The sequence below is a fragment of the Corynebacterium evansiae genome, assembly GCF_027570065.1.
Taxonomy (GTDB): Bacteria; Actinomycetota; Actinomycetes; order Mycobacteriales; family Mycobacteriaceae; genus Corynebacterium; species Corynebacterium evansiae.
Map to the genome: position 1 here is coordinate 23,133 of NZ_JAKMUT010000008.1, position 22,817 is coordinate 45,949.

Genomic DNA, 22,817 nt, shown 5'->3' on the forward strand with positions numbered 1-22,817 from the left:
TTTTACTCAATTCCGAGCTGTACGCCTTCTTTCTCAGAAACCTCATCTAGCTTATCCTCAACTTCAGCGTCGAGAATGACTGGGAAATGATCCGGAAGTACTGCGATGTCTGCCACTAGATCCTCTGGGGCTGTGTGAGTTTTCTTTTGCTTCGCTCTGTTGACTGTTTCGACAATCTTGGTTCTACCTGATATTGGTATTAGCTTCTGTGGAAGTTCAACGTTCCAATAGTGATCGTCGGTACCGTCTGTCTTGAGAGCGATGCGATAGTCAAAAACAAGGACGTCGGAAAAATCCAGGTTGAATGTTGTGTTGGTCACTAAGTTGTCGTTGTAGCCCACAGGAGGGTGGAGCTGGAGATTATAAGTGCCACCGCTTTTCTCGTAATTGTAGCGTTCGACTAGGGACCGCCAGGCAATATCGGCCTGTACATCTACGCACCAGGCCCGGATGCGCGTTTCAGGTGGCGCGTCGTCTTCTGTGGAGGTAATCCTGTCTGCAAGAAGGTAAAAGAGAAGCGGAGCTTCTAAGTACTTTTCGGAGTTTGTCTTTTTGCCTTGCTGTCGGTTCTTCTCGTCTGCAGCGGCTGTACCCATGTTGTGGTTCCAGCGTGGTGTATCAACACCGGAAATATTTGCAGCAGATTTGACTTCACTCCCATCTACTAGATCATCTCCTTTGCCGCGGAAACCCTGCCCTGGGATACCAGTGATGATTGAGGCAACGAACTGTGCGATGTAACCAGTGTCAATTTGAGCAGTTTGGCCCGTCAAGGATGCCCACTTCTGTAGTAACCGGTGTTGGTCTACGAAAAAGTCTTGGAAAAGGAGCTCCAAGAGCTGTACTCGCTGATACCTAGTGAGGCCTGAGAGTACTTCGCTCCGCAGTTCTATACCTGCGTCGATTGCTTCCTTGACTTCCTTCTGCATAGATCCATGCTATCAATTTCGAGAGTCTGAAGTGTCCTGGGTTTAGTTCCGATCATTTCTAGAGAAGGATTGGAATCATGCCAAGGAAGTACAGTGACGAGTTCAAGGCCAAGGCAGTGCGTTTGCCTGAGGACCTCGTTGAGCTCGAAGGGTGCTCGAAATGGGGTGCAGCCGTTGAGATTGGTGAAAAGCTCGGCATTCCAGCGCACACGCTCAACGACTGGTTGAAGCCGAATATGGCCCCGTCCGATGTTGAGATTGACACCGGCGAGTCAACGGCTGACGAATTGAAGAGGCTCCGGAAAGAGGTTATGGAGCTACGCAGGGCTAATGAGATCTTGAAAACCGCGTTAGCTTTTTCCGCGGCGGAACTCGACCGTCCCACCAGAAGATGATCGAATACATCGATGCGTATCGCGATCGCTTCGGGGTCGAGGCTATCTGTCGCACATTGAAAGAGACAGAATGTGGGTTCATCACCTCTGGTGGCTACCGAGCGGCGAAAACACGAACGCCGTCGGCGAGGAGTCTGCTGGATGCGCTGCTCATTCCTGAATTGGTGAGGGTCTACGAGGACAACTTCAGCGTCTACGGGGTCCGCAAGATGTGGAAGGCTATGCAGCGCGCCGGCTGGAACATCAGTCGTGATCAGACCGCGCGTTTGATGAAGCACGCTGGCATTCAAGGCCGCAGGCGTGGCCACACACCGATGACAACGCTTCGGGCCAACGTGCCGGATGGCCGCCCTGACCTGGTCAACCGTGACTTCACTGCCCCCGCACCGCACCGGTTGTGGGTCGCTGACATCACCTATGTGCGCACCTTATCTGGTTTTGTCTACACCGCGTTTATCACCGATGTGTACTCCAGGAAGATCGTCGGTGTGGCGATTCGGGCGAGCATGCGTACCGATGAACTTCCGCTGGAGGCCTTTGAGCACGCCCTGTATCACGCTGGTGATCTTCGCTCAGAAGGGCTTGTCCACCACAGTGACCGCGGCTCGCAGTATGTGTCGATCCGTTACGGTGAAGCGCTCGCCTTGGCGGGTGTTGATCCATCTGTCGGCACCGTTGGCGACTCCTATGACAACGCGTTGGATGAAACGGTCAACGGGCTCTACAAAACAGAGCTGAGTTATCCCGATCGGCCGTGGACATCGGTCGGTGAAGTCGAGATCGCCACCCTTCGCTGGGTGCACTGGTGGAACAACCAGCGACTTCATCAATCCCTGGGATATTTTACTCCACAGGAGATGGAGGACGCCTACTATCAACGATCAGGTGCTCAAACGTTAGGCGTTAAGTAAGCGGAACGAAAACCAGGACGCTTCAATTCTCCGTAAACACTCAGCGCTAGCCACCGAGCCGTAGGTCTGTTGGGCCCTTCTCGAATTCGTTGTGAGTGCGTCAGGAATGGGGAGCGAAGAGTACGTAGCAGTGAGGTACTTGGCCTTGATTACTTAAAAGTGATCCCCATTACTTAAAATAAGGAACATGTCTGAACCCACTGTTTCCAAACCAATGATTGAACTCAAGGGAGTGAACAAGCACTTCGGCGAGTACCACGCTCTTCGGGACATCAACCTCGAAGTACCGGCGGGCCAAGTTGTCGTGGTCCTCGGCCCCTCCGGATCCGGCAAGTCCACACTGTGCCGCACCATCAACCGCCTCGAGACCATCGACGATGGCGAAATCCGCATCGACGGGGAACTGCTGCCGGAAGAAGGCAAAGACCTCGCCAAGCTCCGCGCAGAGGTGGGCATGGTGTTCCAGCAGTTCAACCTGTTCAGCCACATGACCATCCGCGATAACGTCACGCTGGCCCCCACCAAGGTCCGCAAGGTCAGCAAGGAAGAGGCACGCAAGACCGCCGAGAAGCTGCTGGACCGCGTAGGCATCGCCGCCCAAGCCGACAAGTACCCGGCTCAGCTATCCGGCGGCCAGCAGCAGCGCGTAGCCATCGCCCGCGCACTGGCCATGGATCCAAAGGTGATGCTCTTCGACGAGCCGACCTCCGCCCTCGACCCGGAGATGATCAACGAGGTCCTAGACGTCATGACCGACCTCGCCAAGGGCGGCATGACCATGGTGGTTGTCACCCACGAGATGAGCTTTGCTCGCCGCGTCGCGGATCGAATCCTGTTCATGGCCGATGGCGCCATTGTTGAGGACGCCGACCCGGAGACCTTCTTCACGAACCCGCAATCCGATCGCGCCAAGGACTTCCTGGCGAAGATCGTGAACCACTAGTTCGGGAAGCGAGTTACACATGTCTACTTTCAAAAGCGCACTCAAGCGCCTCACCGCTGCAGTGGTCGCCACCGCAAGCGTGGTGGCGCTGACCGCGTGCGGCTCTGGCGGTGCCCGCGACCTGCTGGCGGATATCGAATCCGGCCACGTCGTAATGGGCACCAAGTACGACCAGCCGAACCTGGGGGAGCGCACCCCAGACAAGCAGTTCGCCGGCCTGGATACCGACGTATCCCGCTACGTGGTGGAATACATCGCAAAGAAGCACGGCTGGGCCACGCCAGAAATCGAATGGCGTGAAACCCCCTCCGCGCAGCGCGAGACCCTCATCAATAACGGTGAGGTCAACATGATCACCGCCACGTACTCCATCAACAAAGGCCGCCTGAAGGCCGTGGACTTCGCAGGCCCGTACCTGGTCACCCACCAGGCACTGCTCGTCCGAGAAGATTCCGGCATCAAGGGCCTGAACGACATCGCGCCGGGCACCCGCCTGTGCTCCGTATCCGGCTCCACCCCGGCACAGAAGGTGAAGGACGCGCTGCCAGAAGTGCAGCTGCAGGAGTTCGACACCTACGCCGCGTGCGCGGAAGGCCTGAAGCAGGGCGTGGTGGACGCAACCACCACGGACGCGACGATTCTGGCTGGCTTCGCGCAGCGCTACAAGGAGCGATTCGGCGAAGAGTACAGCGTCATCCAGCTAAAGAACGATGACGGCAGCTTCTGGACTAACGAAAACTACGGCATCGGCCTGCCCAAGGGCGACGACAAAGCCAAAGCCGAGGTCAACGAAGCACTGAACGAAATGCACGATTCCGGCGAGTTCCAGAAGATTGTCGCCAAGAACCTAGGCGACAATGTGGATATCGGCGAAAAGCCAAAGATCGGCGACCTGTCGTTCGTCGACGAGAAGTAGGAAGGAGGAACGCATTATGAACCCCGAACTATGGTCCGAGATGAAGCCCGAACTGCTGCCCGCATTTTGGGTGACCATCAAGTTGACGTTCTTCTCCGCGGTCGGGTCGCTGATCTTCGGCATTATCCTGACCGCCATGCGCGTGAGCCCTGTGGGCATCCTGCGTAACCTGTCCGCGTGGTACATCAACATTGTTCGTAACACCCCGCTGACGTTGATCATTTTGCTGGCCTCCATGGGCCTGTACTACAACCTGGGCCTGCTGCTGGCGGTGGAGAACGATTCCTTCATCGAAAAGCAGAACTTCCGCCTGGCAGTCCTAGCCTTCGTGGCCTATACCTCCTGCTTCGTGGCGGAATCCCTGCGTTCAGGCATCAACACGGTGCCCTTCGGCCAGGCCGAGGCCGCCCGCTCCTTGGGGCTTAGCTTCGGCCAGAACTTCCGGCACGTGATCTTCCCGCAGGCCCTGCGCGGCGCGATCGTGCCACTGGGCAACACCCTGATCGCGCTGACCAAGAACACCACCATCGCCTCGGTGATTGGTGTCGCTGAGGCTTCCTTGCTGATGAAGACCCTGACGGAGGACTACGCCAGCGACATTCTGGTGATCTTCGGAGTTATCGCAATCGGATTTATCATTTTGACGCTGCCTACCGGATTGTTCTTCGGCTGGGCAGGTAAGCGATGGGCGGTGAAGCGCTAATGACTACACGTGCAACGGTTCTTTATGACGCCCCAGGCCCGAAGGGGCGCAGGCTCAACTCGATCCTCACGGCGATTACCGTCGTAGTGGTCGCTGTGATCCTGGTCCTGGTGGCAATGAAGCTCAACGACAAGGGGCAGTTTGAGTCCGAGAAGTGGTCCTTCTTCCTGGAGGGCACCACGTGGACGACCTACATCATCCCAGGCCTGATCTCCACGATCGGCGCGGCTGTGGTCTCCATCGTCTTGGCGATGGCCATCGGTGCGCTGCTGGGCGTGGGCCGACTGTCCACCTCCGCACCCGTGCGCTGGATCTGCGGCATCATCGTGGAGTTCTTCCGTTCCATCCCAGTGCTGGTACTGATGCTCTTCGCCTACGCGGTGTTCTCCCTGCTGCAGCTGGTGCCCTCCAGCTGGCTGGGCTTTTCCGCAGTGGTCTTCGGCCTGACGATGTACAACGGCTCCGTGATCGCAGAAACCCTGCGCTCCGGCATTCAGTCGCTGCCGCGCGGCCAGCGTGAGGCAGCGATTGCGCTGGGTCTGAGCCACCGCCAGTCCATCAACCTAATCCTGCTGCCGCAGGCAGTGGCCGCCATGCTGCCGGCGATCATCTCCCAGATGATCATTGCCCTGAAGGATTCCGCGCTGGGTTACATGATCGGCTTCGTGGAAGTCGTCCGCTCCGGCCGCCAGTTGGGCGAGTACTACGGCGCGATGATCCCGGCCCTGCTGTTGATCGCAGTGATCATGATCGTGATCAACATGATCCTGGCGAAGCTGGCCGAGCGTATCGAGGTCCAGCTGCGTTCCGGCCGTGCGCGCCGCAACATCGTGGCCAAGGTTCCGCACCAGAAGGAACAGGGTATCGAAACCAAGGACAACGCCTACGTTGACTGGCGCGCAGAGGGCCACGAGGACCTGCGCACCACCTTCGAGTAGCCGCGCCGCGCCAGGCTAGCTCAACGCTGCCAGGGCGGGGCAGGGGGGGGAGCTAGCCCAGCGCCTCCCATAGGCGCTGGTTGAAGCCATCCCAGCGCTGCTTGGCCCAGTCGCCGAAGTTCTCATCCGTAAGGACGACGGCGGCTTTTTTCTTGCTCCCACTTCGGTCGATCCACAGGAACGTCCCCGACTGGCCGAAGTGCCCCGCCACCGTGCCAGGCATGCTCTCACCCAACCAGTGCGGCGACTTCTCACCGTGCAGCTCAAAGCCCAAGCCCCACGGGCAGGGCTTCTGCATTCCATAGCCCGGTACCACCCCGGACAGCTCCGGCCACTGGGGCTCCAGCGCCTCGTTCAAGGTAGAGGGAGCCAGGAGTGAGGGCGTCAAGAATTCAGAACACAACACCGCAAGAGTATCGACCGAGGCAGAGAAACCATGCCCCGCGCTGCCCTCGACCTTCACCTCGATGCCCAGCGGCGCGCATACGCCCTCGGCGACGTAGTCCGCGAAGGGCATGTCGGCCTCCGCGGCGATGAAATCCGCCAGCACCTCGTAGCCCGCGGAGGAATAGATCCGCCGGGTGCCGCGCGGCTTCTCCGGAGTGCGGTCGCGGAAACCAATGCCACTGGTGTGGGCCAGCAGCTCGCGGACGGTCGGCAGGTCGTCGAACTCGGGCAGCAACTCGGCGGGGATCTGCTGGTCGAGCTCGAAGGCGCCCTCCTCGACGGCCAGCAGCGTGGCGTAGGCGGTGATCAGCTTGCTCACGCTGGCCAGGGGGAACTGCGCGGACGTATCGCCGTAAGTGGCGGTGCGGGCGTCCGCGCCGTCGGCGGTTTCGCCCTCCCACAGCGCCGCTGCGGCCACGTTATCGACGGGCCAGTCCTGCAGCTCGGCGAGTACGTCCTCTACAGCGCTGCTCACTTGTCCACCAGGCCAACCAGCTCGTCGATGGTCTTCACCCGGTTGATGTCCTCGTCCGGCACCTCCACGCCGAACTCTTCCTCCAGGCGCACGGCAATGTCCATTAGGGACAGTGAGTCGATGTTCAGGTCGTCGCCCAGGCGCTTGGAGCCCTCCAGCTCCTCGCGTTCGATGCCCGTCGCGTCTTCCACGACGTCCAGTACGATGCTGCGCTTGTCCTTCTCGCCGGAGCCAGCCGAGCTAGCGCCGTTCTTGTCCGCGCCCGCCGTGCCCTCGGCGCCAGCGCTGGCACCTTCCGCGCCGTCCTTCTTCAGCTTCTTCGACAGCGCCGCAGCCAGCTGGTTGTTTTGTTCAGCCATGATCGTTCCTTCTCCTGCCACTCCATATTCGCCCACGCGCCGGGCGCTAAGCTAAAAGCCTTGTGGCTAAAGCTCCAGCGCAATCCCGCATCGCGCGGCCGTTTGTACACTCATCCTAACAATCTTGCGAAGGTCATTCCTATGCGTCCCGTCACCGCCGTCCGCAACCTCGCCAGCATCGTGTTGCGCGACCCTCCCGCCGTACCGGGCTTGCCGCGCGCACGCTGGATCCATCGCTTGACCATGGACGACGGCACTAAGGTCGCGGTCCACGAGGTGCGTTCTTACTCTTTTTCTTTTGAGGACGCCCCCTCGTCCGCCCCTACAACCCTCATTCTCGTGCACGGCTTCAACCTGACGGCGGCTTCCTGGTTCTTCCAATTGGCCGCACTGCGCGAGCAGCCGAACTTACGCATCCTGCTGCCGGATCTGCGCGGTCACGGAGCCAGCGAGGATGCCCCAGGGCTGGACATTGAACGCACCGCCATCGACCTGGCCGCGACCATCCGCGAGCTCGCGCCGACGGGCAGGCTGATCCTGGCGGGTCATTCGATGGGCGCTATGACCGTACTTGGCGGCCTGCGCCACCTGGACAAGGCCGACCTGCAGCGGGTGGGTGGCATCGCGCTGATCAACGGCGCGATCGATACCTTCGCCTCTGCGGGTGTGTCCCAGATTCTGCATTCCCGTCTGGTGCGGGCGACCCGCTGGCTGGGCGCCAAGAGCCCGAGCCGCCTGGAATGGGCAAAGTCGCTGGTGGAATGGGCTATCAAGCCCGTCATCGCCGCATTCATCTACCACGGCTCGCTGGACGAAGGGGAATCCGATAACTTCGACGTCCTGACCTTCCACGCCAACGAGATCGCCGGGACGTCCATGCGCACGCTACTGGGCTACCTGGACGACCTGACCGAGCACGACGAGCTTGCCGCCGCCGAGCTACTGGCTGACATTCCCGGCGAGATCCTGGTCGGCGCTATGGATGACGTCACCCCGCCCAGCCAGAGCGAACGCATCCATGACCTTTGGCCGCGTGCCGATTTCCACGAGTACCCGGAATCCGGGCACATGCTGCCCGTCGAGCGCCCGGAGGACGTCACCCGGGCGCTGCTGAACCTGCTGAGCTAGTTCGCGGCTAGTTAGCCGCTAGTCAGCTGCTAGCTTGCCGCTAGTTCGTCGCCGTCGGGTCGTCGATCTGGAAACGCTTGGCCGCCTCCGCCGCCACGGAACGCTCGATCTTGCCCTCGCGCGCCAGTCCCAGCAGCACGCCCACCACGATGGACTCCGCATCCACGTTGAAGTACCGGCGCGCTGCCTGGCGAGTATCCGCAAAGCCGAAGCCATCGGCACCCAGCACCACGTACTCGCCCGGCACCCACTTGCGCACCTGCTCGGCCACGGTGGTGGCGTAGTCGCTCACCGCCACGAACGGGCCCTCCGCTGCCTCCAGCTGCTGAGTGATAAACGCCGTGCGGGGCTCCGCCGCTGGGTCGCGCAGCTGCTCCAGCTCCACGGCCTGACCATCGCGGGCCAGCTCGTTCCAGCTGGTCACAGAGAACACGTTCGCGTCTACGTCGAACTCCTTCAGCAGCTCCTTCGCCTTCAACGCTGCCGTCATGGCCACGCCAGAGGCCAGAATATTGGCCTGCAACTCCGCTGAGTCCGAGGCGGCGTCATAAAGGTAAATACCCTTGTGCAGCCCCTCCACATCGAGGTTCTTCGGCTCCGCCGGCTGGTGGATCGGCTCGTTGTATGCGGTGAGGTAGTAGATCACGTCCTCGCCGCGACCATCGTTGCTGTTCTCGCCGTACATGCGCTCGATGCCACGGTGCACGATGTGGGCGATCTCGTAGGCAAACGCCGGGTCGTACGTCACCACGGCAGGGTTTGTGGACGCCAACACGGGGGAGTTGCCGTCCATGTGCTGCAAGCCCTCGCCTGTCAGCGTGGTACGGCCCGCGGTGGCTCCGATCAGGAATCCGCGAGACATCTGGTCTGCGGCTGCCCAGATCTCGTCGCCCACGCGCTGGAAGCCGAACATCGAGTAGAAGATGTACAGCGGGATCATGACCTCGCCGTGGGTGGCGTAGCTGGTGCCAGCGGCGATGAAGGAAGCCATAGAGCCGGCCTCCGAGATGCCCTCGTGCAGAATGTGGCCGTCGGTGGCCTCCCGGTAGGAGAGCATCAGGTCGTGGTCTACCGGCGTGTAGTTCTGGCCGTGCGGGTTGTAGATCTTCAGCGTCGGGAACCAGGAATCCATGCCGAAAGTACGCGCCTCATCCGGGACGATCGGCACGATGCGCTTCTTCAGCTCGTCGTCGCGCATGAGGTCCTTGAAGACGCGGACCAGCGCCATCGTGGTGGCGACCTCCTGCTTGCCGGAGCCCTTGCGGGCCAGCTTCGCGATGGAAAGATCGGGCATCTTCAGCGGCGTGAACTTCTCGCGGCGCTCCGGCAGGAAGCCGCCGAGCTCCTTGCGGCGGTTCAGCATGTACTGGATTTCTTCCGCATCCTCGCCGGGGTGGAAGTATGGCGGCAGGTACGGGTCCTTCTCCAGCTCCTCGTCGGAGAATGGGATGTCCTGCTTATCGCGCAGGATCTTCAGATCCTCTAGGGCGAGCTTCTTCATCTGGTGGGTCGCGTTGCGGCCCTCGAAGTTGTGGCCCAAGCCGTAGCCCTTAATAGTGTGGGCCAGGATGACAGTCGGCTGATCCTTGGTCTCCAGGGCACGCTTGTAGGCGGCGTAGATCTTGCGGTAGTCGTGGCCGCCGCGGCGCAGGTGCCAGATCTCCTCATCCGTCATGTCTTCCACCAGCTTGGCGGTGCGCGGATCCTTGTTGAAGAAGTACTCGCGGACGTAAGCACCGTCGTTGGCCTTGAACGTCTGGAAGTCGCCGTCCGGGGTGGTGTTCATCGCGTGGACCAGGGCGCCTTCTTCGTCGCGGGCGAACAGCTCGTCCCACTCGCGACCCCAGACGACCTTGATGACGTTCCAGCCGGCGCCGCGGAAGAAGCTCTCCAGCTCCTGGATGATCTTCGTGTTACCACGCACCGGGCCGTCCAGGCGCTGCAGGTTGCAGTTGATAACGAAGGTCAGGTTATCCAGGTTGTTCAGCGCGGCGGTTTGGATCAGGCCACGAGATTCCGGCTCGTCCATCTCGCCATCGCCGAGGAACGCCCAGACGTGCTGCTGGGAAGTGTCCTTGATGCCACGGTCGTGCAGGTAGCGGTTGAAGCGCGCCTGGTAGATGGCATCCATGGGGCCCAAGCCCATGGAAACAGTCGGGAACTCCCAGAACTCCGGCATGCCGTGCGGGTGCGGGTAAGAAGGCAGACCGTGGTCCGGCTTGGAGGCCTCCTGGCGGAAGGCATCCAGGTCTTCTTCGGAAAGGCGGCCTTCCAGGAAAGCGCGGGCGTACATGCCGGGGGAGGCGTGGCCCTGGAAGAAGATCTGGTCGCCGCCGCCTGGGTGATCCTTGCCGCGGAAGAAGTGGTTCAGGCCGACCTCGTAGAGCGGGGCCGCGGAGGCGTAGGTGGAGATGTGGCCGCCCACCCCGATACCTGGGCGCTGGGCGCGGTGGACCATGATGGCCGCGTTCCAGCGGATCCAGCGGCGGTAGCGCTTCTCGATCTCCTCGTCGCCCGGGAAGTCGGGCTCCTGGGTGGTGGGGATGGTGTTGACGTAGTCGGTGGACAGCAGGGGCGGAAGGGGGACGCGCTTGGCGGTGGCGCGTTCCAGCAGGCGCAGCATCAGGTAGCGGCCGCGGTCCGGGCCGGCGGATTCCAGCAGCCCGTCGAGGGAATCCATCCACTCCTGGGTTTCCTCCGGGTCGGAATCGGCCAGGTAGGAGGCCACTCCGTCTCGGATCAAAGCAAAGTTGCTGGCATCGTATGCGCTGTTGTTCTCTTCTGCCGAAGTGGACATTGGTTCGTCCTCCTAAGATCCGCGGGTTGTGGGGCGCCTGTGGTCTAGGCCCCTTGTGGTTTCCACAGTACGTCAAAGTCGCGTTATAAAACCTCCGTTGGAAGCCTGACTATGTTAGGTTCAAAAATGAAGATTTTTAACCACACCAGCTGCGATAACCGCAGGGGCGTGTAGCGGTTGTGATACGGCCACTACGTGCTGGCGGTTAGGCGACGGGCTGGTTTTCTTAGAAAGGTACGAAATAACAGTGGCAATGGCCCCCGGTACGGCTTCGGGCTCTGCAGGCTCCGCTGGCGGTGCACAAGGCAATGGCGCGAAGGGCGCACAGCGTGCGCAGTCTCAGAATGGACACGATTGGGCGGACCTGCTCAATGTCGAATCCGACAGCCTGATCCAGGAGATCGGTTGGGACGAAGACTGCGACGACAGCATCAGCGAAGCCCTGGAAGACGCTATCGGCGATGCCCTGTTGGATATCGACACTGACGAAGTGGTTGACGTCGTACTCCTGTGGTGGCGAGACGAGGACGGCGACTTGGTCGACGGCCTCGTCGATGCGACCCGCAGCCTGGGGGAGGACGGCCGCATCTGGCTGCTGACCCCCGCGAAGCTGGACGCCGGCCGCGTGGAGCCGGGCGTGATCGCCGAGTCCGCCCAGCTGGCGGGCCTGGTGCAGACCAAGTCGGAGCGCCTGGGCGACTGGCAGGGCGCCTGCCTGGTTTCCTCCGGCACCAAGCGCTAGCGGCGCTCGCGCGGCCGGCGCGGCGCTGCTGGCGCCGCGTTGCCGCTTGCCGCACTCCTAGCACTGCTCGCGCCTGGCTGCTTGCCGCGCGCCCCGCGCCACCTGCGGTTTCGTTGTTTTGCGGGTGGGCGTGCTAGAGTCATTAACGCTTCAAACAGCACGCGCCTTTAGCTCAGCTGGAAGAGCAGCTGGTTTACACCCAGCAGGTCGGCGGTTCGAACCCGTCAGGGCGCACCAAAATTTTTCTCAGCCTCGTGGCCACTTCGGCCGCGGGGCTGATTTCGTTTCCCGCTCCGCCCGCTCCTGCTCCGCCTATTTGGCCGCCCCCGCTGGTCGTGGCAATAATGGAGCACATGGCATCCTCGAAGCGCAGCGGCTGGCGAAACTTCCTCACACCCGGATGGGTCATCACCGCCATCCTGGTCCTCGCCTTCACCTACGCCGCATTCAGCTTCCTAGCCCCCTGGCAGCTGGGGAAGAACAAGGACAAAAACGCCTTCAACCAGCGCCTCGAACAATCCCTGCAAACCGACCCCGCCCCGATCACCGATGTGATCCCAGGCGACGGGGAATCAGTGGGCGTCGAAAAAGAATGGACCAGAGTCGCACTACAGGGCCAATTCCTGCCGGACAAAGAGGTGCTGCTGCGCAACCGCCCGGTGGAATCGGCCCACTCTTATCAATCGTTGACGCCCTTTCGGCTCGACGGTGGGCAGACCGTGTTGGTGCATCGCGGGTGGGTCGCCGTGGAGGGGGACGGGGCTGCGCCTCGGCTGAAATCTGCGCCGAATGGTGAGGTGAAGGTGACCGGGTTCATCCGCATGAGCGAGGGTGTGCCGGATGCGGAGCCGACGGAATCTCAGGGATTTACGCAGGTCACGGGCATGTCGACGAAGCAGATTTCCGAGGCGACGGACGAGGATCTGGCGGCGGATTATGTGCAGCTAGATTCGGAGAGCGTCGACCGCCTGAACGGCATGGCCGGCGGCGGTGCTGGCGGTGATGCCGGCAGTGGTGAGAATGGCGATGCGCCGGACCTGCAGGCGCTGCCTTTGCCGCACTTGGATGGCGGCACGAACTTGTCCTATGGAATTCAGTGGATTGCGTTCGGCATTCTGGCGCCGGTGGGCTTGGGTTGGTTTGTGTATGCGGAGATGCGCGAGCGCCGGCGTGAGCGCGAGGAAAGCGCCGAGGTCGCTCGCCTAAACGCCCAGATCACCGACGGTGCCGGTGATGGTGCTGGCGGTGTTGGTGCTGGTGATGGTGGTGACGGTTCAGCTGCTGGCGCGCGTTCCGGTGTCGCTGAAGCTGCAGGCGACGTTGCTGCTAAACCCAAGCCGGCCGACTCCAAAAAGTCAGAGCCCAGTGGCGCCGAGAAGCCGAAGTCTCGGAAGCGTTCCGACCTCACCGACCGCTATGGAGGCACCCGCTCCCGCTTCGAGGAACGCCGCGCGGAAAAGCGCGGCAGGGAGCGCTTCTAGTCCCCTCAAACTGCCGCCCCGGCCGGAGGGATGTTGGGCCGGCTCGCGGAATGTTTGTCTCCCGGACTGAGGAATGTCGTTAGATCGGGAATGCGAGAGGGCTGCCGTCCGCGAATGTCGTTAGATCGGGAATACGTCAACGCCGACGGAGAACCAAGATTTTTCAAAACTCTCTGACCTGCGGGTTTGTGTTGATGAAAATAGTTGGCATCAACGTTTTCTCGTTCTAGCGACATTTGCCCATCTAACGTGGCTGAATATGCCCGCCCCGGCGACATTTGGCTGTTTGAAGCAGCTCTGAGGGGTCGGTCCGTTGGCATTTGACTATGTGGAGCGGTTGAGAATGCCCGACCCCGGCGGCAATCGGTGGGGCGGGAAGGGCTAAATGTCGGAAAAGTCGCAAAACGGAAAATCAGCAATCGGTCGGCGCGCAAACAAAATGCTCTGACCTGCAGGTATGCGTTAGTGAAAATTGCCTGCAATAACGTTTTGCAACTTTTCCGACATTTAGGTGCCAGCGGTGGCGTCTGGAGGCCTTGCGGGCCCGATGTTGTGCAACTTTTCCGACATTTAGGTGCCAGCGGTGGCGTTTTGAGGTCTGCGCAGACGCTGTTCTGCAACTCTGCCGAGCAGTAAGCGGCGGAAAGGCCTCCGGCCCCAGCTATCCCGGCGCCCGCGTCCGCGGGACTAACGCCCCAGCTGCTCCCGCACGTACTCCACAATGCCCGGTACGGCGGCCTCAATCTGCTGCCCGACCTCGGTAAAGTCCGAGCGGTGGCCATAGTATGGGTCGGCGACTTCGGCACCGGCGGGGGAATTGGCGTCAAAGCTACGGAACAACCGAATGCGCTCCGGGGCAACACCCGTGCTGCGCAACCCGCGCACATGCCCGTCGTCCATGGCCAGGAAGAGGTCGGCGCCCAAATGCGCAGGTCCAAGCTGTGCCGCGCGGTGCGCCGTGCCGTCGTAGCCCAATGACGCCAACTCATCCACCGCCCGACCATCAGCGCCGTCGCCGATGTGCCAGCCGCCGAGTCCGCAGGAGTTCAGGGTCACGGGTGCGTCGGCGGAAGCGGGCGCGTCGGCAGCATCGGTGGCGGGCGAGTGGCTGGTGGCGATGCCGGCTTCCTCGAGGCCGGCGCGCAGAATCACCTCGCCCATCGGGGAGCGGCAGATGTTGCCCGTGCATACGACAGTGATGTGCATTGAGTTCCTTTCAGTTATTCAAGGACTTGCGGTTCGGGACTGCATTGCGCTGGTGCAGCGCTGGCAGCGCAGCCCGGCTAGCCCTCGTTTGCCCAGCGCTGCACCAGTGCGTCCAGCTCCTCGAGCGTGTCCACGCTGTAGGCGGCCTTGGCGTGCTCTTCCTCGGAACCGTAGCCCCAGCCAACCAGCACCGTGGGGATGCCGGACTGTGCGGCGCCCTCCACGTCGTGGATGCGGTCGCCGATCAGCAACATCTTCGTCGGGTCGAGGGCCTGCAGGCCTTCCTCGGCGCTCATGTGAGCCAGGTATTCCCGCACCTCGGGAGCCTCTTTCAGCTGCTCCAGTGCATACTCAATCACGGCGGCCTTGGATCGGCGGGTGCCATCCTCCTGGGCCGCGCCGAGTACCGTGAAGTACTTCAGCATGTCGTGTTCGCGCAGGATCCGCTCCGCCGACACCTCGGACTTCGACGTCGCCGTGGAAAGAATAATGCCCTCGCTCGACCACTTCTCCAGCAGGTCGCGCATGCCAGGGAACGGGGTGGCTTCCCTCCATCGGCCGTTTTCCTGGTCCGAAAGGTACGTGTCGAAGACCTTCTGCAGCAGCTCGCCTTCCAGGCCAATGTCCCGCAGGGTCTCCACCATCGGCGGGCCGGGGATCTCGCGCACGCGCTCCTCGGGAGGCACCGGCACCCCGTGTGCCTCCAGGGCGTTTACAAAGCTGGCGCGGATGCCGGGGTAGCTATCCATCAGCGTTCCGTCTACGTCTACAAGCAGAATTGGTAAATCTCGCACTCCTCCAGTGTGTCAGATCTGGCTAGGCTGGGTGGAGCATGCAGCCAGCCGAGCGAGCAGCTGGGCTGGCAGCCGAGCCAGCCGCAAAGCAAGCAGCAAGCAGTACCCCAGGAGAATCCGTGCCCGAGCCATCTAAGAACCAAACCACCGTCGCCGACGTCGTCGCCGCCCTGGAGGCCGCCTACCCGCCCCACCTCGCGGAATCCTGGGACGCGGTCGGCCTGATCTGTGGCGACCCCGCCGAGCCCGCGGACAAGGTCGCCTTCGCCCTGGACTGCACCGACACCGTCGTGGATGCCGCCATCGCCCAGGGTGCGCAGATGCTCGTGGTCCACCACCCGCTGCTGCTCCGCGGCGTCACCGGCGTGCCCGCCAACTCCCCGAAGGGCCGCATCGTCCACAAGCTGATCCGCAATGGCATCGCCCTATTCGCCGCGCACACGAACGCGGATTCCGCCCGCCCCGGCGTGAACGATCGCCTAGCTGAACTCCTCGGCGTCACCCCGGGTGCACCTCTGCGTCCGATTCCTTCCGGCACCGACAAGTGGGGCTTCACCGTTCCTCTTAATGACGCCCCCACGGTGAAATCCGCCATCTTCTCCGCTGGCGGTGGCGCACAGGGCGACTATGAGCAGGCCTGCTTCGAGTTCTCCGTCACCGGCCAGTTCCTGCCCACGGAGGGTGCGAATCCGCACCTCGGCGCGGTCGGGGAGGTCGAGACGGTCGAGGAAGTCCGTATCGAGTTCGTAGCCCCCGCCGCGAAGCGGGAAGCCATCCGTTCAGCCCTCATCAAGGCCCATCCTTATGAGGAGCCGGCCTACGACTGCGTGGAAACCTCCCTGCCCACGCCCGCCGACCAGCAGCTGGGCATCGGGCGCGTCGGCGAGCTGGATACCCCGATGACTCTGCGGGAGTTCACCGCCCGTGTGGCCGAGCGCCTGCCCGCCACCGAATGGGGCGTGCGCGCAGCCGGGGACCCGGATGCCATGATCCGCACCGTCGCCGTCGCCAGCGGCGCCGGCGATAGCTTCCTCGGCCAGGTCGCAAAAATGGACGTGGACTGCTTCGTTACCTCAGATCTGCGCCATCACCCGGTGGATGAGCACCTGCGCATGGGCGGGTGCCCGGTGATCGATACCGCCCACTGGGCCAGTGAGTTTCCGTGGTGTTTCCAGGCGGAAGGCGTCATTAAGAAGGCAACGAAGGCACAGACCACAGTGATCGACGTGCGCACCGATCCGTGGACCGTGCACGAAAAGTAGGAGGACAACTGCGATGCGCTGGACGACCGACGACCGAAAGAACCTGGCAGACCTAGCGCGCGACCAGGAGGAGCTGGGCATCGTGCAGGCGCGGCTGGACTCGCTGCCGGAGCAGGCGAAGCTGGAGGAGCTGCAGGCTCAGAAGCGCGAGGAACGCCGCCAGCAAGTGCTGAACAACGCGCAGGTCAGAAGCGACCAGGCGACCCTGATGCGCCTGCGCCAGGACGTGGCGAAGCTCAAGGAGCGCGAGCGGGCGAACGTGGCGGGGCTGAACTCGCAGACCGACCCGGAGCGTCGGCGCGACCTGAAGCACGACCTGCGCAGCACCCGCGACCGGCTGAAGGACCTGGAGGGGCGGCTGGAACGCTCCGTGAAGGTGCAGTCGATGTTCAGCGGGGCCAACTCCGCCGCCGACGAAGCCGACGACCAGACGCATGCGCAGATCGACGAGGACATCGCCGCAGCACAGACCAACCTGGACCGCGCGACCAACGCCCTGGAGGCCGACATTTCCGCCATCAAGGCCCGGCTGACCCAGCGCCGGACGGCACTGGAAGACACGAACGCGGAGCTGCTGAACGCCTACGACCAGCAGCTCGCCGAGCACGGGGTGGGTGCCGCGCCGTTGAAGGGGCGGACGTGCCAGGCGTGCTTCATGGAGCTGGATCCACTGTCCTTGAGGGAGATCGACGAGCTGGCCGCAGACGGCAGCGGGGAAGTGCCGCGATGCCCTGAATGTAATGTCCTGCTGCTGCGATAGAGTGGCCTGAAGACGACAAGACGAGGGTGATGAGTGATGCGCTTAGACGTGGAATGCGACGGAGGATCCCGCGGTAACCCGGGCATCGCCGGCTGCGGCAGTTCGGTCCTGGAGGGTGACCAGGAAGTAGCCGCACGCTGGGAGTTCATCGCCAAGGCCACGAATAATGTGGCGGAGTACCAGGGGCTCATCAATGCTCTGGAACTGGCCATTGAGGTGGCGAAAATCCGCGGGGTTGCCGCCGCGGACCTGGAGATCCAGGTACGCATGGATTCCAAACTCGTCGTCGAGCAGATGAGCGGCCGCTGGAAGATCAAGCACCCTGACATGAAGCCCCTGGCCGCGCGGGTCAAGGAGCTCGAGGCGACCCTCGCCGCCGTCACCTACAACTGGGTGCCGCGCGCGCAGAATAAGCGCGCCGACGAGCTGGCCAATCGCGCTATGGATGATGGGATTGGGGGTCGCTGGTTTGATGACGCCCTCTCGTTCCAACCCGCCGCCAGTTCAGCCGAGGCCGGCGGGGATGCCGCGCCGGCGCCTGCAGGGGCTTCGGGTGCTGCGGGCAATGAGAGCACGGGGGCGGAGGCTGTGACCGATGCCGCGAGCGCGCCGGAATGGCACCCCGGCGGGAAGCCGACCCGACTGTGGGTGCTGCGGCACGGGCAGACGGAGATGAGCGTGCAGAAGCAGTTCTCTGGGCTCTCCGACCCGGAGCTGACCTCCCACGGGCGTGAGCAGGCTCGCCGGGCCGCCGCCTACGTGGCCGGTCAGTTGTCTGGCGGTGCTGGTGGCAACGCTAGTGCGGGAAGCAGCGCTGGCCCGGTGGCGATCTACAGCTCCCCACTGAAGCGCACCCGCCAGACCGCGGAGGCCGTGGCCGAGGCACTCGCGGAGGCCGCAGCGGTCGGCGGTTCCAGCAGCGCCGGTGGCCCTGGCGCCGCCAAGCCGCGCGTTCACGTGACCGAAGCTCTGATCGAGATGAACTTCGGAGACTGGGAAGGCCGCACCTTCGCCGAGGTCATGGACGAATTCCCCCTCGAGCATGACGCCTGCTTCTGGGACAGCGCCGCCGCCCCCAGCGGAGGCGAAAGCCCCGATGACGTGCTCGCGCGCGTGCGCCCCTTCCTCCGCGACGTGGCTCGCAACCACCCAGGCGAGGACGTCGTGCTGGTCAGCCACGTCACGCCCATCAAATCCATCCTGCGCCACGCCTTCTGCGCAAGCGGTGCACTGTACCGCACGCTGCACCTGGACCTGGCAGGCTTGAGCGTCATCGAAATCTTCCCGGATGGCTCGAATGGTTCCGGGGGAGAAGTGGGCGTCAATAATAAGGGCAGCAACAAGGACAGCGCCGTGGTGCGAAGGGTCAACGATACGCACTTCCTCGATGGAGAAACCGTGCGCTAGAGTTAAACCTTGTCGAGACGGCCGGGCGATCGCGGCGCGCGGAACCACCCTGCACACGGGGCAGGCCGGGCGCGGAGGAAAGTCCGGACTCCACAGGGCAACGGTGGTTGCTAACAGCAACCCGGGGCGACCCGCGGGAACAGTGCCACAGAAAACAAACCGCCCGCCACGCGCGGGTAAGGGTGAAAAGGTGCGGTAAGAGCGCACCAGCACCCCAGGCGACTGGGGTGGCTAGGTAAACCCCACCGGGAGCAAGGTCAAGGTGCCCGCACGCGCGCCATCCCAGATGGTGCACAAGCGTGCGGCGTAGCTCTAGGGCTGCCCGCCCAACGATGAGCAGGTAGGCCGCTTGAAGCCACCAGCAATGGTGGGCTCAGATGGATGATCGCCTCGTCCCACGCCTTCTTCGCGTGCCTTCGCGGTGCTGCGGAGTGGGCGAGGGATAGGACAGAATCCGGCTCATAGGTCGTCTCGGCGCAAAAATTTTTTCTGGGGGTTTCCGGCGTGGCTAGATACGTGGCCGGGGCGGGGCGGTTGTGCCACTCTTGAAGGCATGAAACTTTTCGCCGCCGAGCTGAACTTCCGCGCCATCGCCGAGGAGTTCCAACTGCCGGAACGCTTCCCGGAGGACGTCCACGCCGACGCTTTGCAATCCAGCGACCGACATGCCGACGAGCGCCGCGACCTGCGGGATATTCCGTTCGTGACGATCGACCCGGCGGGTTCGATGGACCTGGATCAGGCGGTGAACATCCAGGACGCGCCGGGCGGTGGTGCTGGCGCAGGTGCGGACGATGCTGGCGATGCGACTGACGGAGCTGGCGAAGGCGCCGCCCGGTGGCGCGTGCTGTACGCCATCGCGGACGTTGGCGCTTTCGTGGATCCGGCCGGGCCGCTGATGGCGGAATCCCTGCAACGCGGCCAGACGATGTACCTGCCGGACGAGCCGACCCGCCTGCACCCGGCGGAGCTCTCGGAGGGCAGTGCCTCGCTGCTGCCCGACCAGACCCGCCCCGCCGTGGTGTGGGATATTCTGCTGCGCGCCGACGGTGAGGTCGCGGATTTCACCGTGTACCGCGCGCTGATCCGCTCCGTGAAGCGCTTCGACTACACCGAGGTGGAGGCGGACATGCACGGCGGAACCCTGCACCCTGCCATCGCCCAGCTGCCGGAGGTTGGCAGGGCGCGCCAGCGCTCTGACCTGCGGCGTAAGGCTATCAACCTGCGTTTGCCTTCGATCTCTGTGGAGCGCACCCAGTCCGAGGATGGCACCGAGCGCTACCTGCTGGGCATCGACGAGCGCCAGGAGATGAACGACTTCAACTCCGAGCTGTCCCTACTGGCGGGCATGTGCGCCGGCGAGATGATGGTGCGCGCGGGCGTGGGCATCCTGCGCACCCTGCCACCCGCCGGGGACAAGGAGATCGCCGCCTTCGACCACTCCGCGCACGCCTTGGGGTTCGATCGCTCCGGCCGCCCGATCGGGGAATTGCTCGCTGATATTGACGCCTCCACGCCGCGTGGCATGGCACTCATGCGCGACGCGCAGAGTCTTCTGCGCGGGGCGGGGTATCAGCAGTTCGGCCTGGCTGGCGGGGGTGCCGAGGCTGCCGAGCCTGAACCCGCTGGCGCAGGCGGCGCGGGCGAGGTTGCTGCCGTAGAGCCCAGCATCCACGCCGGCATCGGCGGCCACTACGCGCACGTCACCGCGCCCCTGCGCCGACTGGTGGACCGCTTCGCCACGGAAATCTGCCTGGCAATCGCCAGCGCGCAACCCATACCGGAGTGGGTGACCGCCAACGTCGACCAGGTTCTCGGCACCATGAAATCCAGTAGCCAGACGGCCAGCGCCGTCGACCGCGCCTGCATGAAACTCACCGAGGCGGTCGTCCTGCAACCGTGGGTGGGCCAGAATTTCAATGCGACGGTGCTCAACAGCGACGGCGGAGACAAGGCGAAGATCCTAGTCGAGGAGCCGCCCATCTTGACGACTTGTGTGGGCGGCCCAGACGAGGCGTCAACAATTAAAGTAACCCTGATTGAAGCCGAACCCGCAGCGCGAGAGGTACGTTTCGCCTGGCCGGCCGATTAGGCAGGGGGCTGTCCGGTGCGTGTGGTACACATGAGCCTATGAGCGAAAATGATGCGCAGAAGTGGTACTACGACACGAAGACCGGCCAGGTGAGCCAGGGCAAGGACAGCGCGTGGGATAGCCGCATGGGGCCATACGACTCGCGCGAGGAGGCCGAGGCTGCCATCGAGACCGCGCAGCGTCGGGCCAAGGAGGCCGAGGAGTACGACGCGGAAGATGACGACTAAGGACTCCGCGGACGGTCGCGCGGGCAGCGCGGGCAGCGCGGCCGAGCGCTCGTGGCTGGCGCGCACCCTGCTGCCGGAGGGGAAAGAGCCGGACCCGCGCTTCACCCTTGCGAACGAGCGTACTTTCCTGGCGTGGATCCGCACTAGCCTGGCGTTTCTGGCTGGCGGGGTGGCGCTGGAGGCGTTCCGCTCGCCGAACGTGCCCGAGCATCTGTGGAGTGCCGCGGCCGTGCTGGTGCTGATCGTCGGCATGCTGATCGGCCTGGGGGCGGCGGTGCGGTGGCTGCGCGTGGAGCGTGCCATGCGGACCGGGAAGGCTCTGCCCGTGCCCGCGATCGTGCCCTTTCTGGCGGGCGTGGCCGTGGTGGCTTGCGCGGTGGTGCTGGGGTTTGTGGTCTTCGGCGACTTTGGGATGGAGCTGTAAGTGACGCGCCGGGAGGTGCGTGGGGCTGCGCGGGAGGTGCCACGCCAGAGTGCGCGTGGGGTGCCCGAGCGCCCGCACTCTGACCTGGGACTTCAACCGGAGCGCACCAGCCTGTCGTGGCAACGCACCTTGCTGGCGTTGTTGGTCGTCAGCGCGATGCTGTTCCGGTGGATCGGCCGCTACGGCGTGATCGTCCTGCCCGCCGCGGGAGTTTTAGTGCTGCTCGCGGCGCTCATTCTGCTGACCCAAAGGCGCCGCTACCTGCGCTTTAGCGCCGGTCTGCGCGCCGAACGCCTCACCGCGAACGTCGGCTCGGTCGTCGCGGTGACTGCGGCAGTCTTGATCTGCGGATTGGTCGCCGCCATCTTCGTTATTCTGGACGCCATCTAACCCCAACCGCCCAGCACTGTTGTACTGTCCTAAGTGTTGATCAAATGCGCAGTTCAAGGCAGGTCACCATGTGCAGGCGTAACAAAGGGGCAAAAAGCGTGTGGACGTAGATGTTTTCTATCGGACTTTTGACGTCTCTGATGTTGCCCCAGGGGCTAATGTTTTAGATCTCATCTTTCACGGGTTGATCCTCTTTACAGTTCTGTCCGGCATTATGGCCTGGGTGGCAATCATCATTTTGATTTCCAGATCGATTTGGAGAAAAAAGAATCCCGGCAGAAAATCCCGTATGTGGGCAGTTTTCTTTGCTCTGTCCTTTTCGATATACCTGATTTCTGTTCCGTTGTCCTTCAAATTAGTGCTGTTCCCGGGTGAAATATCCTCCAGGATCTACACCCTGGATAAATACGGTAACGGGAGGGCAGTTCCAATGGTGACGGAAGATTCCCCAATAAACACCGTGAGAGTGGATCACACCAAAAAGACTTTTTTGGAGAAGTACCATCGAGAGGTTCTGGACGCTTTGTCTAGTGACCCAGAGTTAATGCAGTATGACCTTGTGGGATGTAGGGATCAGGGGGATGACGAGTATGAGAAGTCAATCTTCTGCGGCGGCTATGTGGATTCCGGTGTTCATGCTGTCAAGGGAGGAAAAGAGTTTAGTTTAAATCCCCATTTTCATTTTGGGGAGAGGCCAGAATCTATTCGAGAAAGGAAGGGGATGGACTTGGAAAACTCGCCTGGCGGTGGCATGGCGGTTCGGCTTTCGGTCTACATTTCTGAGCAAAGCTAGTGGTGGCTGACGGTGGCTCGTGATAATTGGCGGTGGCTGACGTGGGCGTGGTGGCTGACGGTGACTGACGGTGGGCGTGGTGATTGGCGGTGGCTGGCGCGCTAAATGTCGTTAAAGTGGTAAAACGTTATTGGCAGTGATTGTATTTACTGTAAAGCCGCAGGTCACGGCAGTTTTAGTTTCTGGAAAAATTTTTTCGGGAAGACGAATTCCCACTTTAACGACATTTAGCGTTTTGGGAAGGGGTGCCAGCCCGCCCGGAAGGGGTCAGAGTGAACCGTGGGGCTAGTGTGGCGCG

Annotated in this window: 22 protein-coding genes, 1 tRNA gene and 1 other RNA gene; 18 read left to right on the top strand and 6 right to left on the bottom strand. The window is 62.6% G+C overall.

From position 1 onward, the window contains the following. Nucleotides 1–2: 2 nt before the first annotated feature. Nucleotides 3–929, bottom strand: coding sequence for a MamI family restriction endonuclease (locus tag L8V00_RS08840; RefSeq protein WP_269944790.1), 927 nt, complete (start codon nt 927–929; stop codon nt 3–5). A 77-nt stretch (nt 930–1,006) separates the two neighbouring features. On the opposite strand from L8V00_RS08840, the gene L8V00_RS08845 reads away from it, so the two are divergent. The 5 genes from L8V00_RS08845 (at nt 1,007) to L8V00_RS08865 (ending at nt 5,735) form a co-directional block, all read left to right on the top strand. After that, nucleotides 1,007–2,235 (top strand): IS3 family transposase gene (locus L8V00_RS08845; RefSeq protein ID WP_269944791.1). Its coding sequence is split into 2 segments (ribosomal slippage): nt 1,007–1,280 and nt 1,280–2,235, totalling 1,230 coding nucleotides; the frame shifts between segments, so codons are not numbered across the junction. Between the two features lie 214 nt (nt 2,236–2,449). Further along, entirely contained in the window at nt 2,450–3,178 is a 729-nt protein-coding gene (locus tag L8V00_RS08850; RefSeq protein WP_269944826.1) for an amino acid ABC transporter ATP-binding protein, read from the top strand. 19 nt (nt 3,179–3,197) lie between these two features. Continuing rightward, entirely contained in the window at nt 3,198–4,094 is an 897-nt protein-coding gene (locus L8V00_RS08855; RefSeq protein WP_269944792.1) for a glutamate ABC transporter substrate-binding protein, read from the top strand. Nucleotides 4,095–4,110: 16 nt separating this feature from the next. Next, on the top strand, nt 4,111–4,797 hold the full coding sequence (locus L8V00_RS08860) for an amino acid ABC transporter permease (RefSeq protein ID WP_034986781.1): 687 nt from the start codon (nt 4,111–4,113) through the stop codon (nt 4,795–4,797). Next, nucleotides 4,797–5,735, top strand: a complete 939-nt coding sequence (locus L8V00_RS08865; RefSeq protein WP_269944793.1) for an amino acid ABC transporter permease — start codon at nt 4,797–4,799, stop codon at nt 5,733–5,735. Before L8V00_RS08860 ends, L8V00_RS08865 begins: the two co-directional genes overlap by 1 nt. 52 nt (nt 5,736–5,787) lie before the next feature. Here L8V00_RS08865 and L8V00_RS08870 read toward each other — a convergent pair whose 3' ends face one another. Beyond that, the gene (locus L8V00_RS08870) at nt 5,788–6,657 is read right to left on the bottom strand and encodes a serine hydrolase domain-containing protein (RefSeq protein ID WP_269944794.1); all 870 of its coding nucleotides are present in this window, start codon (nt 6,655–6,657) and stop codon (nt 5,788–5,790) included. Next, complete coding sequence (locus tag L8V00_RS08875) at nt 6,654–7,016, bottom strand: acyl carrier protein (RefSeq protein ID WP_269944795.1); 363 nt, start codon at nt 7,014–7,016, stop codon at nt 6,654–6,656. Before L8V00_RS08875 ends, L8V00_RS08870 begins: the two co-directional genes overlap by 4 nt. A 141-nt stretch (nt 7,017–7,157) precedes the next feature. Here L8V00_RS08875 and L8V00_RS08880 point away from each other — a divergent pair, with 141 nt between their 5' ends. Further along, nucleotides 7,158–8,144 (top strand): alpha/beta fold hydrolase, encoded by a 987-nt coding sequence (locus tag L8V00_RS08880; RefSeq protein WP_269944796.1) that lies wholly within the window; start codon nt 7,158–7,160, stop codon nt 8,142–8,144. Nucleotides 8,145–8,184: 40 nt separating this feature from the next. On the opposite strand, the gene aceE is transcribed toward L8V00_RS08880, so the two are convergent. Next, nucleotides 8,185–10,941, bottom strand: coding sequence for a pyruvate dehydrogenase (acetyl-transferring), homodimeric type (gene aceE, locus L8V00_RS08885; protein ID WP_269944797.1), 2,757 nt, complete (start codon nt 10,939–10,941; stop codon nt 8,185–8,187). A 247-nt stretch (nt 10,942–11,188) separates the two neighbouring features. Between aceE and L8V00_RS08890 the strand changes: the two genes are divergently transcribed. The 3 genes from L8V00_RS08890 to L8V00_RS08900 all read left to right on the top strand — a co-directional run bounded on the left by L8V00_RS08890 (nt 11,189) and on the right by L8V00_RS08900 (nt 13,164). Continuing rightward, the gene (locus L8V00_RS08890; protein ID WP_239316897.1) at nt 11,189–11,683 is read left to right on the top strand and encodes a DUF3052 domain-containing protein; all 495 of its coding nucleotides are present in this window, start codon (nt 11,189–11,191) and stop codon (nt 11,681–11,683) included. Nucleotides 11,684–11,844: 161 nt separating this feature from the next. Beyond that, nucleotides 11,845–11,920: transfer RNA gene (locus tag L8V00_RS08895), tRNA-Val, on the top strand. Nucleotides 11,921–12,036: 116 nt separating this feature from the next. Beyond that, nucleotides 12,037–13,164: an SURF1 family cytochrome oxidase biogenesis protein gene (locus tag L8V00_RS08900; protein ID WP_269944798.1), complete on the top strand. Its 1,128-nt coding sequence runs from the start codon at nt 12,037–12,039 to the stop codon at nt 13,162–13,164. A gap of 687 nt (nt 13,165–13,851) precedes the next feature. Here the strand turns inward: L8V00_RS08900 and L8V00_RS08905 are convergent. Both L8V00_RS08905 and L8V00_RS08910 read right to left on the bottom strand, forming a co-directional pair. Further along, the gene (locus L8V00_RS08905) at nt 13,852–14,370 is read right to left on the bottom strand and encodes a low molecular weight protein-tyrosine-phosphatase (protein WP_269944799.1); all 519 of its coding nucleotides are present in this window, start codon (nt 14,368–14,370) and stop codon (nt 13,852–13,854) included. 77 nt (nt 14,371–14,447) lie between these two features. Then, nucleotides 14,448–15,164, bottom strand: coding sequence for an HAD hydrolase-like protein (locus L8V00_RS08910; RefSeq protein WP_269944800.1), 717 nt, complete (start codon nt 15,162–15,164; stop codon nt 14,448–14,450). 119 nt (nt 15,165–15,283) lie between these two features. Between L8V00_RS08910 and L8V00_RS08915 the strand changes: the two genes are divergently transcribed. The 9 genes from L8V00_RS08915 to L8V00_RS08955 all read left to right on the top strand — a co-directional run bounded on the left by L8V00_RS08915 (nt 15,284) and on the right by L8V00_RS08955 (nt 22,519). Continuing rightward, nucleotides 15,284–16,426 carry a Nif3-like dinuclear metal center hexameric protein gene (locus L8V00_RS08915; RefSeq protein ID WP_269944801.1) on the top strand — a complete coding sequence of 381 codons (1,143 nt, stop codon included), beginning with the start codon at nt 15,284–15,286 and terminating at the stop codon, nt 16,424–16,426. 13 nt (nt 16,427–16,439) lie between these two features. Next, the gene (locus L8V00_RS08920; protein ID WP_269944802.1) at nt 16,440–17,186 is read left to right on the top strand and encodes a CT398-like coiled coil hairpin domain-containing protein; all 747 of its coding nucleotides are present in this window, start codon (nt 16,440–16,442) and stop codon (nt 17,184–17,186) included. Between the two features lie 36 nt (nt 17,187–17,222). After that, nucleotides 17,223–18,593, top strand: coding sequence for a bifunctional RNase H/acid phosphatase (locus L8V00_RS08925; protein WP_269944803.1), 1,371 nt, complete (start codon nt 17,223–17,225; stop codon nt 18,591–18,593). Between the two features lie 13 nt (nt 18,594–18,606). Continuing rightward, nucleotides 18,607–19,071, top strand: an RNA gene (gene rnpB, locus L8V00_RS08930) — RNase P RNA component class A. Nucleotides 19,072–19,146: 75 nt separating this feature from the next. Beyond that, on the top strand, nt 19,147–20,685 hold the full coding sequence (locus L8V00_RS08935; RefSeq protein WP_269944804.1) for an RNB domain-containing ribonuclease: 1,539 nt from the start codon (nt 19,147–19,149) through the stop codon (nt 20,683–20,685). Nucleotides 20,686–20,723: 38 nt separating this feature from the next. Then, nucleotides 20,724–20,912, top strand: a complete 189-nt coding sequence (locus tag L8V00_RS08940) for an SPOR domain-containing protein (RefSeq protein WP_035006188.1) — start codon at nt 20,724–20,726, stop codon at nt 20,910–20,912. Next, nucleotides 20,902–21,336 carry a YidH family protein gene (locus L8V00_RS08945; protein WP_269944805.1) on the top strand — a complete coding sequence of 145 codons (435 nt, stop codon included), beginning with the start codon at nt 20,902–20,904 and terminating at the stop codon, nt 21,334–21,336. Before L8V00_RS08940 ends, L8V00_RS08945 begins: the two co-directional genes overlap by 11 nt. Nucleotides 21,337–21,372: 36 nt before the next feature. Continuing rightward, on the top strand, nt 21,373–21,726 hold the full coding sequence (locus L8V00_RS08950) for a DUF202 domain-containing protein (protein ID WP_239316887.1): 354 nt from the start codon (nt 21,373–21,375) through the stop codon (nt 21,724–21,726). A 100-nt stretch (nt 21,727–21,826) separates the two neighbouring features. Next, a complete protein-coding gene (locus tag L8V00_RS08955; protein ID WP_269944806.1) occupies nt 21,827–22,519 on the top strand; it encodes a hypothetical protein in 693 nt (230 codons plus the stop codon). Nucleotides 22,520–22,817 lie beyond the last annotated feature (298 nt).

What these genes read in the sequence shown, in the direction of transcription:
- aceE (WP_269944797.1), bottom strand. Translation starts at nt 10,941, where the DNA reads ATGTCCACTTCGGCAGAAGAGAACAACAGCGCATACGATGCCAGCAAC.
- L8V00_RS08860 (WP_034986781.1), top strand. Translation starts at nt 4,111, where the DNA reads ATGAACCCCGAACTATGGTCCGAGATGAAGCCCGAACTGCTGCCCGCA.
- L8V00_RS08935 (WP_269944804.1), top strand. Translation starts at nt 19,147, where the DNA reads ATGAAACTTTTCGCCGCCGAGCTGAACTTCCGCGCCATCGCCGAGGAG.
- L8V00_RS08840 (WP_269944790.1), bottom strand. Translation starts at nt 929, where the DNA reads ATGCAGAAGGAAGTCAAGGAAGCAATCGACGCAGGTATAGAACTGCGG.
- L8V00_RS08850 (WP_269944826.1), top strand. Translation starts at nt 2,450, where the DNA reads ATGATTGAACTCAAGGGAGTGAACAAGCACTTCGGCGAGTACCACGCT.
- L8V00_RS08875 (WP_269944795.1), bottom strand. Translation starts at nt 7,016, where the DNA reads ATGGCTGAACAAAACAACCAGCTGGCTGCGGCGCTGTCGAAGAAGCTG.
- L8V00_RS08905 (WP_269944799.1), bottom strand. Translation starts at nt 14,370, where the DNA reads ATGCACATCACTGTCGTATGCACGGGCAACATCTGCCGCTCCCCGATG.
- L8V00_RS08920 (WP_269944802.1), top strand. Translation starts at nt 16,440, where the DNA reads ATGCGCTGGACGACCGACGACCGAAAGAACCTGGCAGACCTAGCGCGC.
- L8V00_RS08865 (WP_269944793.1), top strand. Translation starts at nt 4,797, where the DNA reads ATGACTACACGTGCAACGGTTCTTTATGACGCCCCAGGCCCGAAGGGG.
- L8V00_RS08880 (WP_269944796.1), top strand. Translation starts at nt 7,158, where the DNA reads ATGCGTCCCGTCACCGCCGTCCGCAACCTCGCCAGCATCGTGTTGCGC.
- L8V00_RS08900 (WP_269944798.1), top strand. Translation starts at nt 12,037, where the DNA reads ATGGCATCCTCGAAGCGCAGCGGCTGGCGAAACTTCCTCACACCCGGA.
- L8V00_RS08940 (WP_035006188.1), top strand. Translation starts at nt 20,724, where the DNA reads ATGAGCGAAAATGATGCGCAGAAGTGGTACTACGACACGAAGACCGGC.
- L8V00_RS08855 (WP_269944792.1), top strand. Translation starts at nt 3,198, where the DNA reads ATGTCTACTTTCAAAAGCGCACTCAAGCGCCTCACCGCTGCAGTGGTC.
- L8V00_RS08925 (WP_269944803.1), top strand. Translation starts at nt 17,223, where the DNA reads ATGCGCTTAGACGTGGAATGCGACGGAGGATCCCGCGGTAACCCGGGC.
- L8V00_RS08945 (WP_269944805.1), top strand. Translation starts at nt 20,902, where the DNA reads ATGACGACTAAGGACTCCGCGGACGGTCGCGCGGGCAGCGCGGGCAGC.